The following is a 17019-nucleotide window of genomic DNA, read 5'->3' as shown; positions in this document are numbered from 1 at the left end:
TTCTCGCGGCCGATGATCATCGGCGGGTGGGTGGAACGGATCGGGTAGGTCAGGCTGCCAGTCGGACCGCACTGCGCGAGGTGGCCACACCACTGGCCGCCAACCGCGCCTCGGCCTCGACCTGAAGGGCCGCGTCACGGGCGAGGTCCTCCTTACGCGGACGGCCCCGGGGCCGCTTACGCGGGACGACCGCGCCACGCTCGAAGATCTCGCCGCCCCAGACGCCCCAGGGCTCGGCCCGCTCGACCGCACCGGCCAGGCACTCGACGCGCAGCGGGCAGTCCCCGCAGAGCGACTTGGCGAGTTCCAGGTCGGTGGGCGAGTCGGAGAACCACAGGTCGGGGTCGAACTTCCGGCAGGGCAGGTTCGCCTCCAGCTCGACGCTCACGTCGAGGGGGGCCAACGCCAGACTCATCTCCCGGTCACCTCTCTCTCACTTCGATCTCGTGGATCGCATTTCCGACGTACTTCGACGGGCAAAAAACTGAGGCCGCGGATCCCGGTGAGCGGGTTCCGCGGCCTCGAGGTGAGCCGGTGGTCTGATATCAGACCGGTCTCCCTCGAGGTGGAACGCCGCGGACATCCATGTGCTTCTTGGCGACATCGATGCCCAGACCCGTGAAGCCACTGGTCCCCTCGGCTCCCGCAGTGGGCGCAACAGTCAGGTTCAGCTCGGCCTGAACCGAGACCTGGTGCACCTGCGGGATCGACGGTCGCGGAGCGGCAGCTGCCACCCGGAGGACCGCCGGCGGAGTGAAGGCAGCTGACATCACCGCCGAACGCTCGTAATTGAAGATCTCCACGGGTGCCACCTCCCTCACGTTCCTCGTACCGACTGGACCAGCCCCGTGAGCAGCCGAAATGGCGCTGCTCCCGAGGTGCGTTCTGAGGCTATTCCTCGCGCCGGGGCGAGGGCAAACGAATTTACGACGAGATTTCGAAAGTTTTCTCCGGACCGATGTCGTCCACCGCGGCGCCGTCCACCAACGCCAGCACCGCCTCGCCGTAGAGGCCGAGTTTGCGGGGGCCGATGCCGGCGATGGCGATCAGCTCCTCCACCCGACCCGGCCGCCGTTCGGCGAGCGCGACGAGGGTGGCGTCGGTGAAGACCACGTACGCCGGGATCCGCTGCGCCCCGGCCACCCGGGCACGCCAGTCGCAGAGCCGCTCGTACAGGTTCTCGTCGATGTCGGACGGACAGGTCGGGCAGCGGCCCAGCTTGCGGTCCGCGCCGGCGAGCAGGGTCGCACCGCAGATCCGGCAGGAGACCACCTGGGGCCGCCGACGCTCCACCGCCCGCTTCGTCCCGCCCGTCCCACCCGCCCGGCCCGTGCCGGCCCGTTCACCACCGCCGGTCCGGTCCAGCTGGGGCAGGAAGCGCGACGGGCGGCGGGCCCGCCCACCCGGCGAGCGGGCCGAGGCGTACGACAGCCAGAGCCACTGCCGGGCCCGGGTGATCCCGACGTAGAGCAGCCGCCGCTCCTCCTCGACCTGCTCCGGGGTACGGGCGTACGAGGTGGGCAGGGTGCCCTCGGCGAGCCCGACCAGGAAGACCGCGTCCCACTCCAGGCCCTTGGCCGAGTGCAGCGACGCCAGGGTCACCCCGTCCACGGTCGGCACGTGCTGCTGGGCGGCCCGCCGGGCCAGCTCGTCGTTGAAGTCCGCCAGGGTGGCCGGGCGCTCCACCGCCGCCGCCTCGCCGACCGGCAGCACCTCGGGGGTGGCCGCGTACTCGTCGGCGAGTTGGACGAGCGCGGCGAGCGCCTCCCAGCGCTCCCGGGCGGCGCCGCCGGGCGGGGCCGCGTCGGGCGCCCAGCCGATGGCGGTCAGCGCCTCCCGGACCGCGATCGGCAGCGGGGTCTCGCCCGGGATCGAGCGGGTCGCGGCCCGCAGCGCCACCATCGCCTGACGTACCTCGGTCCGCTCGAAGAACCGCTCCGCCCCCTGGACCACGTACGGCACGCCGACCTCGGTCAGCGCCTTCTCGTACGCCTCGGACTGGGCGTTGGTGCGGAACAGCACGGCGATCTCCTTCGCCGGGGTGCCCGCGTCGACGAGCGTCCGGCAGCGGGCCGCCACCGCGTTGGCCTCGGCCGGCTCGTCGGTGAAGATCCGCAGCTCCGGTTCGGGGCCGGGTGGGCGCTGGCCGTGCAGCTCCAGCCGCAGCCGCGCCTCGGTGCCCCGGGCCTGGCTGATCACCGCGTTGGCCAGCCCGACCACCTGCGGGGTGGACCGGTAGTCGCGGACCAGCCGGACCACCGTGGCCTCCCGGTGCCGACGCGGGAAGTCGACCAGGTAGGCCGAGGTGGCCCCGGTGAACGAGTAGATCGTCTGGCTGGCGTCACCGACCACCGTCACGTCGTCCCGGCCGCCCAGCCAGGCGTCGAGCAGCCGCTGCTGGAGCGGGTTGACGTCCTGGTACTCGTCGACGACGAAGTGCCGGTACTGGCCGCGTACCTGCTCGGCCACGTCCCGGTGTTCCTCGATGCCCCAGACCGCGGCCCGCAGCATGTCCTCGAAGTCGATCACCCCGGAGGACCGTTTCAGCCGTTCGTACGCGGTGAAGACCTCGGCCACCCGCGCCGGCTCGTGCGGCGTCTCGCGCAGCGCCTTCGCCGCGGCGACCACGTACTCGCCCGGCTCGACGAGCGACGACTTGGCCCACTCGATCTCGCCGGCCAGGTCCCGGGCGGCGGCCCGGTCGGCCCGCAGGCCGACCTTGGCGGCGGCCAGGGTGACCACCCGGACCTTGCTGTCCAGCAGCTCCGGCATGGCCCGCCCGGACAGCAGCCGGGGGGCGAAGTAGCGCACCTGACGCAGCGCCGCCGCGTGGAACGTCCGCGCCTGCACCCCCGGCACCCCGATCAGGGCGAGTCGGTTCCGCATCTCTGCGGCGGCCCGCGCGGTGAAGGTGACCGCGAGCACGTGCCGGCCGACGATCTCGCCGGTCAGCACCCGGTGGGCGATCCGGGAGGTCACCGCCCGGGTCTTGCCGGTGCCGGCGCCGGCCAGGACGCAGACCGGGCCGGCCGGGGCGGTCACCGCCGACCGCTGTTCCGGATCCAGCCCGGCGAGCACCGTCTCCGCCGAGTGAACCACCACAGCGTGGAATCATTCCAGCTCCGGCTGATGTTGTACCGGTCAGCCCGACCTGACCGGGCCGGTGCGACGACCGCTGGAGGATTCGACGATGTTGACCATGTATTCCACCCCGTGGTGCGGCTACTGCCACCGGCTGAAGTCGCAGCTGGACCGGGAAGGCATCGGGTACGAGGTGGTCGACATCGAGCAGGACCCGAAGGCCGCGGACTTCGTGATGAGCGTCAACGGCGGCAACCAGACCGTGCCGACGCTGCGCTTCGCCGACGGCAGCGCGCTGACCAACCCGTCCATCACCCAGGTCAAGCAGCACCTGGCCACCCTTCCGGGCTGACCTCCCGGTACCCCGCCACCACGGAGCGGCCGGCCCCACCGGGCCGGCCGCTCCGCGTCGGCTCCGGGTTCACCGACCGGGCATCCGGTGGGCGGTGGGGTCGGGCAGCGGACGGCGGGGAACCGGGATGTGGGCGACGGGCGTGGGACCGGGCGGGGCCGGTGGCGCGGTCGGGATCGGGGTGGGCGGGTTCGGCGGGGTGAGGCGGCGGCCCTGCCAGAGCCAGAGACCGGCGAGCGTGGTGACCACCCCGACGAGGGCGAAGAGCAGCCGGTAGTCGAACACGCCGACGAGCAGCGCCCCGGCCCCGATGGAGACCGCCTGCGGTCCGCTGACCAGCGCCTCGGAGGCGGCGGTGACCCGGCCGAGCAACCCGGGCGGGGTGCGCCGTTGGATCAGCGTGGTCAGCCCGACCACGGTCAACGGCAGGGAGAGTCCGGCGAGCAGCAGCGCCAGCACGCCGAGCCGCAGGTCCGGCCAGGCCAGGGCCAGCGCGGCCGGGCCGAAGAGGGCCACCCCGGTGGCGAGTGACCCCAGCTCACCCACCCTGCGGACGACCGTCGGCGAGATCAGGCCACCCACCAGCCCACCGACCCCCTGCACGGTGATCAGCACCCCGACGAAGGCGGCGTCACGGCGCAGCCCCTGGTCGACGTACGCGAAGATCAGCGACTCGGTGAAGCCCATCACGAGCGAGCCCAGCCCGTACCCGAGCAGGGCCCGGCGCAGGGCCGCCTCACGGGTCAGGTGACGCAGCCCGGCGCCCAGCTCCGCCGGCCAGCGCAGGGTGGCGGTGGCGGGCGGGTGCTCGGTCACCCGGAGCAGCCCCACCACGGCGGCGGCGACCACGAACCCGGTCATCGCCAGGCTGGTGAGCAGCCAACCGCCGACCGCCGCGTACAGGGCCGCCCCGGCCAGCGGACCGCCGAGGCGAAGGCCCTGCCGGACGGTCTGCAGCGCCCCGTTCGCGTCGGCCAGCAACGCGCCCGGCACGAGCTGGCGGAGCAGCCCGCTCAGGGTCGCGTGCAGCGCCAGGTAGGACAGTCCGTAGCAGGCGGCCACCAAATAGACGATCCAGACGTCGGCCCGGTCGCGGACCGCGAAGAGCGGGGTGAGCAGCACCGCCGTGCCGAGGTTGGCGGCCACGAAGAACGGCTGGCGGCGGTAACGGTCGACGACCCAGCCGACCAGCGGGGCCAGGGCCATCGGCGCGATGATCGCGAAGATGGTCGCACCGGCCAGCCCGTCGGAGCCGGTCAGGTCCTTGACCCAGATGGCGAGGGCGAGCGGCAGCATCGACTCTGCCGCCATGCTGGCCAGCAGCGCGACGAAGAGCAGACGGAAGTCGGGGCGGCGCAGGACGGCGCGCATGGGGGTTCCCTCCGGGGGATGGCGCCCGGGCGGACGCGTACGGGGAACCGCCGTCGGGTGGGGGCGGGGGCGTCCCCGGGGCCGGCGGGCAGGTTCCAGAGTCCTCTTTTTGTCGCAAGACACGCCCTCGCCGGGACCTCCGACGCCGGTCGCGCCGTCCATACTGACCGTGGGGGGCGAATTTCATACAGTTACCGTCGCGTCCCGCGACGGTCGACGGAATCGAGGACACCGTGCCTCCTGCCGTACCGAGTCCGATCCTGCGCAGGCGCAGGCTCGGCAGTGACCTGCGTCGCCTGCGCGAGGCGGCGGGACTCACCGGGGACCAGGTGATCGAGCGGATCGGCTGGGCGTCGGCCTCGAAGCTCTCCCGACTGGAGAACGGCCGCAGCCGGCCCGACCCGGAGGACGTCCGCGCCCTGCTCGACCTCTACGAGGCCGACACCGAGCTGCGGGAGGAGCTGCTCGTCATCACCGAGGAGGCCGGCGACATGCGCGCCTGGCGCAGGTCGTACCCGGTGATGACCCGGCAACAGCTGGGGTGGGCGGAGCTGGAGGCGGGCTGCGCCCAGATCCGCGAGTACAACCCGGTGCTGGTGCCGGGCCTGTTGCAGACCGAGGGGTACGCCCGGCTGCGGATCGTCTCGGCCAACGCCGCTGCCGCGGGAGCGGCCGACCCGTCCGTCCGGGACGACCCGGAGACCGAGGTCAAGGCACGGTTGGGTCGGCAGTCCCTGCTGGACCGGCCGGACGGTCCCGGCTACACGGCCGTGCTGGAGGAGGCGGCCCTGGGGCGGCGGGCCTGCCCGTCGGAGGTGCTGCGGGAACAGCTCGCCCACCTCTGTGAGCTGGCCATGTTGCCGAACGTGACGCTGCACCTGTTGCTGCGGGACACCCGGATCGGCGAGTTCTACCTGCCGCCGACTGCCTTTTCGCTCTACCGGTTCGCCGATCCGCAGGATCCGGAGACGCTGGCGATCGAAGGAGGCTTCATCGACGTCATGTCGACCGAGGCATCCACGGTAAATCACTATAAAGTGGCATTTGAGTGGCTTTGCTCGGCGGCGCTCTCCGCATCGGACACCCTCACCTGGCTCTTCGCGGCGTCGGGACGGCTGACCGACACGGCGGCCTCGTCCACGGCGGCCCCTGGTCCGACGGCAGCGCCGGTCCAACGCCGCCGCCGACCCGGGCGCCTGACGGATCGGTGATCCACACCGGCCCGTCGGGGCCGGGCGACCGCCGCTCGTTCCGTCGAGGCAGTTCCAGCAACCAGGAGCAGAACCATGAACGAGATCCAGGAGACCGTGCCCGCCGACGCGCGCTGGCACAAGAGCACCCGCAGCCAGACGTCCAACTGCGTGGAGGTCGCCCAGCTGCGCACCGCGACGGCCCAGGTGGCGCTGCGGGACAGCAAGGACCCGAGCGGCCCGATACTGCTGTTCCCGCGGGCCGGGTGGCTCGGGTTCATCGAGGGTACGAAGAACGGGCAGTTCGCACTGGACTGATCCGGTGACCGGGTGGGGCCGTCGGCGAGGCTGCCGGCGGCTCCACGTCGCCCGGGTCACGAGGCCGCAGCGCACTCCCTCCGGCCGTCGCGGTCGGGTGGGGTCAGCAGTGGCCGTCGAGCCAGCGGTGGATCAGGAAGAGGGCGATCGACGACGGCGGCGGCAGGATCACCCGGTCGCCGTCCCCGGCGTCCACCGCCCGGCCGGCCAGCACCGCGCCGATCTCGCGCCGGGTGAACCAGCGGGCGTACGCGATCTCGGTCGGGTCGACCCGCACCGGCTCCCCCGGGTCCGCCTCGGCCAGGTAGCCCAGCATCAACGAACCGGGGAACGGCCAGGCCTGGCTGCCCGCGTACGTGATCCGCTCGACCCCGACGCCTACCTCCTCGCGGACCTCGCGCAGCACGGCCGCCTCGGCCGACTCCCCCGGCTCGACGTAACCGGCGAGACAGGAGAAACGCCGCTGCCCCGGGGTACGCGGCCAGGTGGCGTTGTTGCCGAGCAGGCAACGACCGTCCGGGCCGTCCACCCCGTCGTGCACCAGGACGATCATCGCCGGGTCGGTACGCGGCCAGGCCCGCCGGCCGTCCCCGTCCACCCGCGACCAGCCACCCTCGTCGACCTCGGTCCGGTGCCCGGTGCGGGGTGACCAGCCGTGCCCCAGGTGCCAGTTGACCAGGGCGAGCGCCGTGGTGAAGATCCCGGCGTCCCGATCGTCGAGCAGGTGGCCGATCTCCCGCAGGTTGGCCTCCCGGGTGCCCGGCAGCTCGGGCAGCGGGGCGTCCACCGCGAAGACCGGCACCCCGTCGGGCTCCACCCCCAGGAAGAGCGGGAACGCCTCCCCCAGCGGGCCGACCTCGACGGCGTCCCGCAGCACCAGCACCGGCGGATTCACCTCCGTGCGGATCAGCGCCCGCCCGTCCCGGGCCGAATCCAGCACCAGCACCCGGGCCCGCTGCCACGCCTGCGCCAACCACTGCGGATCGGTACGCCGGTGCGCCGCCCGGTCCAGCGTGGAACGGGCCAGCGGCGGCGCGGTCTCACCGCTCACGCCGACTCCGTACGGATCGGGGTGAGGGCGGCCAGCGGACCGGCGACCCGCTCGGCGTCACCGAGTACCACGACTACCGCCCCCGACGGGGCGAGGTACCGGGCGCCCACCTCGGCGACATCGTCGACGGTGGCCTTCGCCAGCCGGGCGGCGTGCTCGGCGAGGAAGTCCAGCCGCAACCCGTTGCCGGCGTACGCGCTTGTCAACGCGGCCAACCCGGCCTGGGTGGAGATGCCGAGCTGGAGGGTGCCCAGGGCGTACTGGCGGGCCTGCTCCAGCTCGTCCGGCTTGGGCGGCAACGAGGCCAGCCGACCCAGCTCGTACGTCGTCTCCAGCAGGGCCGGGCCGGTCACCTCGGTCGCCACGTCGGCACCGGCGACCAGCACCGACCCGGCGACGGAGTGCTCGACCGACGAGTGCGGGCCGTAGGTGTAACCCTTGTCCTCCCGGATGTTCTCCGTCCAGCGGGACGAGAAGTAGCCGCCGAAGATCAGGTTGGCCAGTTGCAGCGCGGCGTGGTCCGGGTGGGTGCGGGGCACCGCCGGCAGCGCGATCCGCAGTGACGACTGCACCGAGCCCGGCCGGTCCACCAGCAGCAGCTGCCCGGGTTCCAGCGGTGGCGCGGGCGGCAGGTCGACGCCCCGGCTGTCCCCGGTCCAGCCGGCCAGCGCCTTCTCCGCGGCGTCCAGCGCGCGTTCCGGCTGCACGTCGCCGACCAGCACCAGCACCGCCTCGGCCGGGTGCACCCGCTCGGCGTGCAACCGGCGCAGCGCCGCCGGGCGGACCGCGCGGACCTGCTCCGGCTCCGGGGTCTGCACCGCGTACGGGTGCTGGCCGTAGATCCGCCGGAGCAGCGCGGTACGGGCCAGATGGGCGGGCTGACTCTGAGCCACCTGGATCCCGTCCACCAGCCGGTCCCGCTCGGTCTGCACCCAGTCGGCCGGGTAGCTGGCCCCGGTCAGCACGTCGGCCAGGATCTCCAGCATCCGGTCCAGCCCGGTGACCAGGCCCGCGCCGGAGACCATCAACCGGTCCGGGTCGGCCCCGGCGGAGAGCCCGCCACCGACCTTCTGCAGCTCAGCGGCGATCTGGGTGGCGGTGAGGGTGCCGGTGCCGGTGAGCATCGTCTCGGCGAGCATCGCGCGCCGGGCCAGGTGGGTCCGGCCGAACGGCATCCACAGCCGCAACTCGACCAGGGGGACGGCGGGCCGGCGTACCGCGATCACGGTGAGCCCGTTGCCGAGCCGCCGCTCGGCCTGCCGGGGCAGCTTGAGCCGCCGGGTCGGACCGAGCGCCGGCAACGCCCGGATGTTCGTACTCATTTGTTGGCACCTCCGGGGATGACCTCGATGGAGGCGCGGCGTTGCGGTCGCAGGGTGGCGGCGGCGGCCCGGACCTGTTCCTCGGTGACCTCGCCGACCAGCCGGGGCAGTTCGTTGAGCAGACCCGGCTCACCGCGCTGCTGCTCCAGCACCGCCATCCGCAACGCCCGGCCGAGCACCGCGTCGGTGTCCCGCAGCAGGTGGGTGGCCATCCGCGCCTGGGTGCGGGCCAGCTCGCCGTCGGTCAGCCCGTCGGTGGCCAGCCGGTCCAGCTCCTCGTCGACGGTGCGCAGCACCTTGTCCACGTCGCCGCCGGGCGGCAGGTGCGCCTGGAGCAGCAGTGCCGTGGGGTCGCGGACGTCGAACGGGTCGCCCATGAAGCCGAGGTAGCCGCCGACGCCTGTCACGCTGCGGTCCCGCTGGACCAGCCGCTCGACCAGCCGGGACGCCTCCCCGTCGGTGAGCACCTCGGCGAGGACCACGTAGGGGAGGTAGCCGGCGAAGTCGTCGACCGGGTCGGGCACCCGCCACGCCGAGGCCACCGCCGGCAACGGCGCCAACTGGTCGGTGTACGAGGTGCGCCGCTCGACGGTCAGGTCGGGCTCGGTGAAGTCGGGCCGCTGCGGGGCGGGCCGGGCCGGCACGTCACCGAAGTGCCGTTCGACCAGGGCGGTCGCCTCCGTGACGTCGACGTCCCCGCTGATGGCGAGCACGGCGTTGCCGCTGGCGTAGTAGCGGCGGAAGAAGTCGGCGGCGTCGGCGACGGTGGCGGACTCCAGGTCGTCGAAGGAGCCGTAACCGTCGTGCGCGTTGGGGAAGGTGTCGAACATGACAGGCGGCAGGGTCAGCCAGGGGAACCCGCCGTACGGCCGGTTGAGCACGTTGACCCGGATCTCCTCCTTGACCACGTCGACCTGGTTGCGCAGGTTCTCCTCGGTCAACCGGGGGCCGCGCATCCGGTCGGCCTCCAGGAACAGCGCCCGTTCCAGGGCGTTTGCGGGAAGCGTCTCGTAGTAGTCGGTGTAGTCCAGATGGGTGGAGCCGTTGAAGGTCCCACCGGCGCCCTGCACGTGCCGGAAGTGGGCCAGCTTCTCCAGGTTCTCCGAGCCCTGGAACATCAGGTGCTCGAAGAGGTGGGCGAAGCCGGTACGCCCCTGCGGCTCGGAGCGGATGCCGACGTCGTAGACGACCGCCACGCCGATCACCGGGGCGCTGCGGTCCGGGGTGAGGACCACCCGTAGGCCGTTGTCGAGGGTGAACCGCTCGACCGGGTATTTCGTCGCTGGAATTCTCGCTCTCCGGGTCGGCACGTGATCGACCCTAGCGTGTCGCCACCGGTGACACGGCCGTCCTCGGCCTGCGTCTCAGTGCGCCACCGCGACGGGCAACGCGGTGACCCGGGGCAGCACCTCGGCGCCGACCCGTTCCGCCTCCTCCCGGTGCGGCCAGCCGGAGAGGACGAACTCGTCGACGCCGCTGCTGGCGTACTCGTCGATCCGGGCGGCGACCTCGGCGTAGCTGCCGACCAGCGCGGTGCCCGCGCCCTCGCGGACCAGGCCGATGCCGGCCCAGAGGTTCGGCGCGACGGTGAGGCCGTCGGCGCGGCCGTCGTGCAGCGCGGTCATCCGGGCCTGGCCGACGGAGTCCATCCGGCCGAACCGGGCCTGGGCGGCGGCGATCCGGTCCGGGCTCATCCCGGCCAGCAGCCGGCCCGCCTCGGCCCACGCCTCGTCGGCGGTGGGTCGGGCGATGACGTGCAGCCGCAGGCCGGTGCGCAGGGTGCGGCCCTGCTCGGCGGCGCGGGCCCGGATCCGGTCCACCCGGGCGGCGATGGCCGCGGGTGGTTCACCCCACATCAGGTACGCGTCGGCCTGCCGGGCGGCGACCGCCTCGGCGGCCGGGGACGCGCCGCCGAGGTAGACCGACGGCGGGTCGGCCAGCGGAGCGGCCAGCCCGCCGCCGTCGACCCGGTAGTGCGCGCCGGTGAAGTCGAACGGCCGGCCGCGCCAGGACCGGCGGAGCACCTCGATGAATTCACCGGTACGGGCGTAGCGGGCGTCGTGGTCGAGGAAGTCGCCGTACGCCCGCTGCTCGGTGGGGTCGCCGCCGGTGACGACGTTCAGCGCGAGCCGCCCGCCGGAGACCGCCTGGAACGCCTCGGCCTGCTGGGCGACCAGGGTGGGCAGGGCGAAGCCGGCCCGGACGGCGACCATTAGGCCGATCCGCCCGGTGTGCTGGGCGACCGCCGCGCAGACGATCCACGGGTCGGGGCAACCGGAGCCGACCGGGGTGAGCAGGGCGCGGAACCCGCCCGCCTCGGCGGCGCGGGCCACCTCGGTCAGATATCCGACGGTGGCCGCCCGGTCGTGCCGGGCCGCACCGGCGGTGACGGTGGCCGCACCGACCTGGTCGCCGTCGCCGGAGGTGGGGAGGAACCAGTGGAAGGCCATGTCCGCCACCCTCTCGCCGCGTCCCGGCCGGCGTCCGTCGGCGGGGCGGCTAAACCTAGCAAGAAGGTAGGAGAACGGGGAATATCTGAGAACTCGTCGTCCCGAGATGTGGACGGCTCTTGACGCCGGAGCACCCCTGACCCACTCTTCCTACCAACTAAATAGGAATACTGCGGATTGGATAGACGATGAGACGGCTCCCCTTCCGTCGGTTGGTCTCCCTCGCCACCCTCGCCGTCATCGGCGCGGCCACGATGGGGACCACCGCGGCGTGCGGTGACGACGACAGCGCTGCCGGCGGCGGCGACTCCGGCCCGGTCGCCCTGCGGCTGGGCTACTTCCCCAACATCACGCACGCCCCGGCCGTGGTCGGCGTCGAGAAGGGCATCTTCGCCGAGAAGCTCGGCAGCGACGTCAAGCTGGAGACCAAGACGTTCAACGCCGGCCCGGCCGCGATCGAGGCGATCTTCTCCGGCGCGCTCGACGCCACGTACATCGGCCCGAACCCGACGGTCAACGCCTACTCCAAGTCCAAGGGCGAGGCCGTCCGGGTCATCTCCGGCGCCGCCTCCGGCGGGGTCGCCCTGGTGGTCAAGCCGGAGATCACCTCGGTCGAGCAGCTGCGCGGCAAGAAGATCGCCACCCCGCAGCTCGGCAACACCCAGGACGTCGCCATCCGCTACTGGCTCAAGGAGAAGGGCCTCAAGACCACCAAGGAGGGCGGCGGCGACGTCAAGATCGTCCCGCAGGAGAACGCCCAGACGGTGGAGACCTTCTCCAGCGGCGCGATCGACGGCGCATGGGTGCCCGAGCCGTTCGTCTCCCGGCTGGTCAACGCCGGTGGCAAGGTCCTCGTCGACGAGCGGGACCTCTGGCCGGACAAAAAGTTCGTCATCACCAACCTGATCGTCTCCACCAAGTTCCTCAAGGCCCACCCCGACGCGGTGAAGAAGCTGGTCGAAGGGCAGGTCGCGGCGAACGACTTCGTCAACACCAAGCCGGACGAGGCCCAGCAGGCCATCTCCGACCACATCGGCAAGATCACCGGCAAGCCGTTGGACCTCAAGCTGATCAAGCAGGCGTGGCCCACCCTGCTGTTCACCAACGACCCGATCGCCTCCTCGCTCAAGACGGGCCTCGACCACGCCGTCGCGGTGGAGCTGACCCAGCCGGTCGACCTGAACGGCCTGTACGACCTGAAGTACCTCAACGAGGTGCTCAAGACGCAGGGCCAGACCGAGGTCACCCAGCCGTGACGTCGACCACGACGACGCCGCAGAGCGCGACCGCCGCGGTCGCGCTCTCCGGTGTGACCAAGGTGTACGGGCGCGGGACGAACGCCGTCCTCGCCCTGGACGGGGTGAGCCTGGACGTCCGGCCCGGCGAGTTCGTCTGCCTCGTCGGTGCGTCCGGCTGCGGCAAGAGCACACTGCTCAACCTCGTCGCCGGGCTGGACCGCGCGCAGGGCGGCACCATCACGGTGGCCGACGACGCCCACCCCGGCCTGATGTTCCAGGAGCCGGCGCTCTTCCCGTGGCTGACCGTCGAGGCCAACGTGGAGGTGCCGCTGAAGCTACGCGGGCTGCCCCGGACGGCCCGCCGGGAACGGGTGGCGGAGCTGCTGCGCACCGTCCACCTGTCCGACTTCGGCCGCAAACGCCCGCACGAGCTGTCCGGCGGCATGCGGCAGCGGGTCGCCCTGGCCCGCACCCTCGCCCTGGACACCCCGGTGCTGCTGATGGACGAGCCATTCGGCGCGCTCGACGCGATGACCCGGGACATCCTGCACGACGAGCTGGAACGGATCTGGACGGAACGGCAGCTCACCGTGCTGTTCGTGACGCACAACGTCCGCGAGGCGGCCCGGCTCGCCGACCGGATCATCCTGCTCAGCAGCCGCCCCGGCCGGATCATCTGGTCCACCGAGGTGGACGTGCCCCGCCCCCGGCGCATCGACTCCCCCGAGGTGGCCGCGATCGCCTCCGAGGTCACCGACCGACTGCGCACGGAGGTGGGCCGCCATGGCAAGTGACACCCTGACCGATGCGGCCCGCGCCGACGCGGAGATCTCCGGGCTGGACGCGCTGGAGATCGCCGGCCGGGAGAAGGAGGTCTCCCGGGGGGCCCGGCTCTGGGCGTCCACCTGGCCCAAGCTCGCCGCGCTCGCCATCGCCATCGGGCTGTGGCAGGTGGTGGTCTGGAGTGGCTGGAAGCCGCCGTACTCGCTGCCCGGCCCGGTCACCGTCGCCGAGGAGCTGGTCCGGCAGGCCAGCGGCCGGCAACTCTGGGACGGGCTCGCCACCACGCTGCAACGGGCCGCGCTCGGCTACCTCTTCTCCGTCGCGGTCGGCCTGCTGGTCGGTCTGGCGGTGGCCCGGTCCAAGGTGCTCCGGGCGGCGATCGGCTCGATGATCACCGCGTTGCAGACGATGCCGTCGATCGCCTGGTTCCCGCTGGCCATCCTGCTGTTCGAGCTGAGCGAGAAGGCGATCTTCTTCGTGGTGGTGCTCGGCGCCGCGCCGTCCATCGCCAACGGGGTGATCAGTGGCGTCGACTACGTACCGCCGCTGCTGGTCCGGGCCGGTCGCAATCTCGGCGCACGTGGACTGAACCTCTACCGGTACGTCATCGCGCCGGCCGCGCTGCCCGCCATCGTCGCCGGGCTCAAGCAGGGCTGGGCCTTCTCCTGGCGCAGCCTGATGGCCGGGGAGCTGCTGGTGGTCGGCATCTCGCAGACGTCGCTTGGCGCCCAGCTCACCTACTCACGGGAGCTGTCCGACGCACCATGGCTGCTCGCCACGATGATCGTCATCCTGGTCGTCGGATTGGTGGTCGACGCGGCCTTCGGGGCGGCCGACCGGGCGATCCGCCGCCGCTGGGGCGTGCTGGACCAGGCTGGTCAGTGACGTGTACATCTCCGCACGCAGCGACTACGCGCTCCGGGCCATGCTCGCCGTCGCCGCCTCCGGCGACGGCGGGCACGGCCCACCCGACAGCAGGACCGGCGAGGTCGACCGCCCCGACACCGGCACCCGACCCCATGGCGGGGGCGGCCGATCCGAGGGTGGGGGCGGTGGGGAGCTGGTCAAGGCGGCGAGTCTGGCGCAGGCGCAGGGCATCCCGCTGAGTTTCCTCCAGGGCATCCTGCTCGACCTGCGCCGGGCCGGCCTGCTGCACAGCCACCGGGGCGCCGAGGGTGGCTACGCGCTGACCCGCCCCGCCTCGCAGATCAGCGTCGGGGACGTGCTGCGTGCCGTCGGTGGATCACTGACCACCGTACGCGGGCTGCCCGCCGGTGATGCCGGCTATCACGGGGTGGCCACCGGCCTACGCGACGTGTGGCTGGCGGTGGACGGCGCGATAGCCGTGGTGGTCGACCACACCACGCTGACCGACCTGCTGGTCCACCGGGAGCAGATGCCGGCCCACTGACCTGCGGGCACCCGGACTTCCGTCCCGTCGACCCCGGTCGGGGTCGGCTCAGCCGGCGGTCAGTTCGACCGTCGACGGGCGTCCCTCGTCGGGGCTGTGCAACTCGACCAGCCCGGCCGGGGCGGCCCGTCCCGGCCTCGGGTGCCAGGGCGCGAATGCCGCGATCATGGCGAGCAGGAGCCCGGCACCCGCCACGGCGAACACCACAAGCAGCTCGCGCCCCGCCCCCGAATCGGCGTCGCCCGCCATGGTCAACCCTCCCCCGTGACCGACCGTGCCGGCCGCTTCTTCCCCGGCAGCAAGCTTCGACCAGCCGGGCCCGGTGGAACAGTCACCGATCGGACGCAATAGAGCCGGCAAGTCGACGCATCGGCCACCGCGATCACCGAGGGTCCGCATCCGATCCCGCACCGTCCATGGGGTGGGACGGCAGCCCGATCGTCACCCGCCAAAACAAGATCGACTCAGCTGGGCCGACGTGGCGGCATCTTCGGCACGACGACACACCGACATCGCCCCACTGAGTCGATCTCGTCCGAGCAGTCACGGCGAGCACGCTGGCCGCGCGCGGCCTCCCGGCCCCAGGCGGAACAGCTCACCCGTCAGGCGGGACGGTTTCGCCGGTCAGGCGGTACGGGGGCGACGCGGCCGACGGGAACGGCCCGACGCCCGGTGCGACCGACCACCTTCACCACCGGCACCGTTGCCGCCACCGGGGGCGGTACGCGGCCGGGCAGCCGGGGCGGGGGCCGGGGCCACGATGGTCACCGGCACGCCGGACGGCTCACGCGCTCCGGTCACCCGGGCCAGCCCGCCGTCGCCGAGGCGTACCTGGGTCGACTGCGGTTTGATGCCGGCCACGCTCATCAGCCGGGAGACGTCCCGGCGCTGCTCCGGCAGGACCAGGGTGACCACCTGGCCGGCCTCGCCGGCCCGGGCGGTCCGACCGCCACGGTGCAGGTAGTCCTTCGCCTCGGTCGGCGGGTCCACGTTGACCACCATGTCCAGCCCGTCGACGTGGATGCCCCGGGCCGCCACGTCGGTGGCGACCAGTGCGGTGACCTGGCCGGTGCGGAACTGCTCCAGGATCCGGGTGCGCTGCGGCTGGGACTTCCCACCGTGCAGCGCCGCCGCGCGTACGCCCTTGGCGAGCAGTTGACGGGCCATCCGGTCGGCGCGGTGCTTGGTCGCCATGAACAGGATGGTGCGGCCCTCGCGGGCGGCGATCTGGGTGAGCGCGGCGGGCTTGTCGGCCGCGTCGACGTGCAGGACGTGGTGGGTCATCGCGGTCACCGTGGCGGTGCCCGGGTCCACCGAGTGCGACACCGGGTTGCTGAGGAAGCGGCGGACCAGCCGGTCCACCCCGCCGTCCAGGGTGGCCGAGAAGAGCATCCGCTGGCCGTTCGGGGCGACCTGCTCCAGCAGCTTGGTCACCTGGGGCAGGAAGCCCATGTCGGCCATCTGGTCGGCCTCGTCGAGCACGGTGATGGCGACCTGGTCCAGCCGGGCGTCACCCCGGTTGATCAGGTCGTGCAGCCGACCGGGGGTGGCCACAAGCACCTCGGCACCGGCGCGCAGCGCGTCCGCCTGCCGCTGGAGGGACAGCCCACCGACCACGGTGGCGCAGCGCAGCCCGAGCGCCCGGGCGTACGGGGTGAGTGCCGTGGTGACCTGGGCGGCCAGCTCACGGGTGGGGACCAGCACCAGGGCGAGCGGGCGACCGGGGCGGGCCCGGTGACCGGCGGTGCGGTGCAGCAGCGGGAGCCCGAAGGCCAGGGTCTTGCCCGAGCCGGTACGCCCCCGGCCCAGCACGTCCCGACCGGCCAACGAGTCCGGCAGGGTGGCCGTCTGGATGGGGAACGGCTCGGTGATGCCCTGCGCGGTCAGCTCGGCGAGCAGCGCCGGCGCGAGGCCGGTCGCGGCGAAGGTGGGAATGGTCATGGTCATGCGGAAAGCCTTCCTCGACGCGGCACGTGTCGAGGGAGGGCGCCGGAAGTCGGCGCGGTCTCCGACGGACCAGGTCCGTCGGGACTCACAAGCACGAACCGATTGGGTACGGGCCGGTCCGCCGCAGCACGCCGCGTCCCGCCGGAGCGGGGGGCGGCGCGGCGGACCGGTCCGTCACCGGGTCCGGAGGACCTGGTGGGTGTTACCGGACGATCCGAAGATCAGAGCGGACGGATGTTCTCCGCCTGCGGGCCCTTCTGGCCCTGGGTCACCTCGAACTCGACCCGCTGGTTCTCGTCCAGGCTCCGGTAGCCGGAGGACTGGATCGCCGAGAAGTGGGCGAAGACGTCAGCGCCGCCGCCGTCCGGGGTGATGAAGCCGAAGCCCTTGTCAGCGTTGAACCACTTGACGGTGCCAATTGCCATCTGTTTCGTCTCCTTGACGGAACGTCGAGCCCGCACTTGTTGCGGACCCGAAGAGGAGCGCTCCGCGCGGGATGCGCGAA

Annotated in this window: 18 protein-coding genes; 7 read left to right on the top strand and 11 right to left on the bottom strand. The window is 72.7% G+C overall.

Annotation, left to right across the window (positions count from 1 at the left end; genetic code table 11):
• Window positions 1-49: 49 nt before the first annotated feature.
• The 3 genes from OHQ87_RS29540 to OHQ87_RS29530 all read right to left on the bottom strand — a co-directional run bounded on the left by OHQ87_RS29540 (window position 50) and on the right by OHQ87_RS29530 (window position 3102).
• Complete coding sequence (locus OHQ87_RS29540) at window positions 50-415, bottom strand: WhiB family transcriptional regulator (protein WP_282267977.1); 366 nt, start codon at window positions 413-415, stop codon at window positions 50-52.
• Window positions 416-545: 130 nt separating this feature from the next.
• A complete protein-coding gene (locus OHQ87_RS29535; protein ID WP_328343194.1) occupies window positions 546-803 on the bottom strand; it encodes a hypothetical protein in 258 nt (85 codons plus the stop codon).
• A 121-nt stretch (window positions 804-924) separates the two neighbouring features.
• Window positions 925-3102, bottom strand: coding sequence for an ATP-dependent DNA helicase UvrD2 (locus tag OHQ87_RS29530; RefSeq protein WP_328343193.1), 2178 nt, complete (start codon window positions 3100-3102; stop codon window positions 925-927).
• An 88-nt stretch (window positions 3103-3190) separates the two neighbouring features.
• Here OHQ87_RS29530 and OHQ87_RS29525 point away from each other — a divergent pair, with 88 nt between their 5' ends.
• Window positions 3191-3433: a mycoredoxin gene (locus tag OHQ87_RS29525; RefSeq protein WP_328343192.1), complete on the top strand. Its 243-nt coding sequence runs from the start codon at window positions 3191-3193 to the stop codon at window positions 3431-3433.
• Window positions 3434-3502: 69 nt separating this feature from the next.
• On the opposite strand, the gene OHQ87_RS29520 is transcribed toward OHQ87_RS29525, so the two are convergent.
• Window positions 3503-4804 (bottom strand): MFS transporter, encoded by a 1302-nt coding sequence (locus OHQ87_RS29520; protein WP_328343190.1) that lies wholly within the window; start codon window positions 4802-4804, stop codon window positions 3503-3505.
• Between the two features lie 233 nt (window positions 4805-5037).
• Between OHQ87_RS29520 and OHQ87_RS29515 the strand changes: the two genes are divergently transcribed.
• On the top strand, window positions 5038-6015 hold the full coding sequence (locus OHQ87_RS29515; protein ID WP_328343188.1) for a helix-turn-helix domain-containing protein: 978 nt from the start codon (window positions 5038-5040) through the stop codon (window positions 6013-6015).
• A gap of 75 nt (window positions 6016-6090) precedes the next feature.
• Entirely contained in the window at window positions 6091-6312 is a 222-nt protein-coding gene (locus tag OHQ87_RS29510) for a DUF397 domain-containing protein (protein WP_328343186.1), read from the top strand.
• 103 nt (window positions 6313-6415) lie between these two features.
• On the opposite strand, the gene nudC is transcribed toward OHQ87_RS29510, so the two are convergent.
• The 4 genes from nudC to OHQ87_RS29490 are packed head-to-tail and all read right to left on the bottom strand — an operon-like array spanning window position 6416 to window position 11135.
• Window positions 6416-7363, bottom strand: a complete 948-nt coding sequence (nudC, locus tag OHQ87_RS29505; RefSeq protein WP_328343184.1) for an NAD(+) diphosphatase — start codon at window positions 7361-7363, stop codon at window positions 6416-6418.
• Window positions 7360-8685, bottom strand: a complete 1326-nt coding sequence (locus tag OHQ87_RS29500) for a M16 family metallopeptidase (RefSeq protein ID WP_328343182.1) — start codon at window positions 8683-8685, stop codon at window positions 7360-7362. Before OHQ87_RS29500 ends, nudC begins: the two co-directional genes overlap by 4 nt.
• Window positions 8682-9995 (bottom strand): M16 family metallopeptidase, encoded by a 1314-nt coding sequence (locus OHQ87_RS29495; protein ID WP_328343180.1) that lies wholly within the window; start codon window positions 9993-9995, stop codon window positions 8682-8684. The genes OHQ87_RS29500 and OHQ87_RS29495 overlap by 4 nt, the downstream gene beginning before the upstream one ends.
• Window positions 9996-10049: 54 nt before the next feature.
• On the bottom strand, window positions 10050-11135 hold the full coding sequence (locus OHQ87_RS29490; RefSeq protein ID WP_328343178.1) for an LLM class flavin-dependent oxidoreductase: 1086 nt from the start codon (window positions 11133-11135) through the stop codon (window positions 10050-10052).
• 188 nt (window positions 11136-11323) lie between these two features.
• Between OHQ87_RS29490 and OHQ87_RS29485 the strand changes: the two genes are divergently transcribed.
• From OHQ87_RS29485 to OHQ87_RS29470, 4 genes are read left to right on the top strand one after another with little or no spacing between them, the layout of a single operon-like run.
• The gene (locus tag OHQ87_RS29485) at window positions 11324-12391 is read left to right on the top strand and encodes an ABC transporter substrate-binding protein (RefSeq protein WP_328343176.1); all 1068 of its coding nucleotides are present in this window, start codon (window positions 11324-11326) and stop codon (window positions 12389-12391) included.
• Complete coding sequence (locus OHQ87_RS29480) at window positions 12388-13167, top strand: ABC transporter ATP-binding protein (protein ID WP_328343174.1); 780 nt, start codon at window positions 12388-12390, stop codon at window positions 13165-13167. Before OHQ87_RS29485 ends, OHQ87_RS29480 begins: the two co-directional genes overlap by 4 nt.
• Window positions 13157-14041: an ABC transporter permease gene (locus tag OHQ87_RS29475; RefSeq protein WP_328343172.1), complete on the top strand. Its 885-nt coding sequence runs from the start codon at window positions 13157-13159 to the stop codon at window positions 14039-14041. The genes OHQ87_RS29480 and OHQ87_RS29475 overlap by 11 nt, the downstream gene beginning before the upstream one ends.
• 1 nt (window position 14042) lies before the next feature.
• The gene (locus OHQ87_RS29470; RefSeq protein WP_328343170.1) at window positions 14043-14567 is read left to right on the top strand and encodes an RrF2 family transcriptional regulator; all 525 of its coding nucleotides are present in this window, start codon (window positions 14043-14045) and stop codon (window positions 14565-14567) included.
• 48 nt (window positions 14568-14615) lie between these two features.
• Here OHQ87_RS29470 and OHQ87_RS29465 read toward each other — a convergent pair whose 3' ends face one another.
• The 3 genes from OHQ87_RS29465 to cspE all read right to left on the bottom strand — a co-directional run bounded on the left by OHQ87_RS29465 (window position 14616) and on the right by cspE (window position 16939).
• The gene (locus OHQ87_RS29465; protein WP_328343168.1) at window positions 14616-14816 is read right to left on the bottom strand and encodes a hypothetical protein; all 201 of its coding nucleotides are present in this window, start codon (window positions 14814-14816) and stop codon (window positions 14616-14618) included.
• 375 nt (window positions 14817-15191) lie between these two features.
• Entirely contained in the window at window positions 15192-16514 is a 1323-nt protein-coding gene (locus OHQ87_RS29460; RefSeq protein WP_328343166.1) for a DEAD/DEAH box helicase, read from the bottom strand.
• A 221-nt stretch (window positions 16515-16735) separates the two neighbouring features.
• Window positions 16736-16939: a transcription antiterminator/RNA stability regulator CspE gene (gene cspE, locus OHQ87_RS29455; RefSeq protein ID WP_007464836.1), complete on the bottom strand. Its 204-nt coding sequence runs from the start codon at window positions 16937-16939 to the stop codon at window positions 16736-16738.
• Window positions 16940-17019: the final 80 nt, after the last annotated feature.

Source organism: Micromonospora sp. NBC_00421, assembly GCF_036017915.1.
Lineage (GTDB): Bacteria > Actinomycetota > Actinomycetes > Mycobacteriales > Micromonosporaceae > Micromonospora.
Note: the sequence above shows the minus strand (reverse complement) of the source record. Positions and strands in the feature narration are given on the sequence as shown.

Coding starts and splice junctions, on each gene's coding strand:
- OHQ87_RS29540 (WP_282267977.1), bottom strand. CDS start 415: ATGAGTCTGGCGTTGGCCCCCCTCGACGTGAGCGTCGAGCTGGAGGCG.
- OHQ87_RS29525 (WP_328343192.1), top strand. CDS start 3,191: ATGTTGACCATGTATTCCACCCCGTGGTGCGGCTACTGCCACCGGCTG.
- OHQ87_RS29520 (WP_328343190.1), bottom strand. CDS start 4,804: ATGCGCGCCGTCCTGCGCCGCCCCGACTTCCGTCTGCTCTTCGTCGCG.
- OHQ87_RS29510 (WP_328343186.1), top strand. CDS start 6,091: ATGAACGAGATCCAGGAGACCGTGCCCGCCGACGCGCGCTGGCACAAG.
- OHQ87_RS29500 (WP_328343182.1), bottom strand. CDS start 8,685: ATGAGTACGAACATCCGGGCGTTGCCGGCGCTCGGTCCGACCCGGCGG.
- OHQ87_RS29490 (WP_328343178.1), bottom strand. CDS start 11,135: ATGGCCTTCCACTGGTTCCTCCCCACCTCCGGCGACGGCGACCAGGTC.
- OHQ87_RS29485 (WP_328343176.1), top strand. CDS start 11,324: ATGAGACGGCTCCCCTTCCGTCGGTTGGTCTCCCTCGCCACCCTCGCC.
- OHQ87_RS29475 (WP_328343172.1), top strand. CDS start 13,157: ATGGCAAGTGACACCCTGACCGATGCGGCCCGCGCCGACGCGGAGATC.
- OHQ87_RS29465 (WP_328343168.1), bottom strand. CDS start 14,816: ATGGCGGGCGACGCCGATTCGGGGGCGGGGCGCGAGCTGCTTGTGGTG.
- OHQ87_RS29460 (WP_328343166.1), bottom strand. CDS start 16,514: ATGACCATGACCATTCCCACCTTCGCCGCGACCGGCCTCGCGCCGGCG.
- cspE (WP_007464836.1), bottom strand. CDS start 16,939: ATGGCAATTGGCACCGTCAAGTGGTTCAACGCTGACAAGGGCTTCGGC.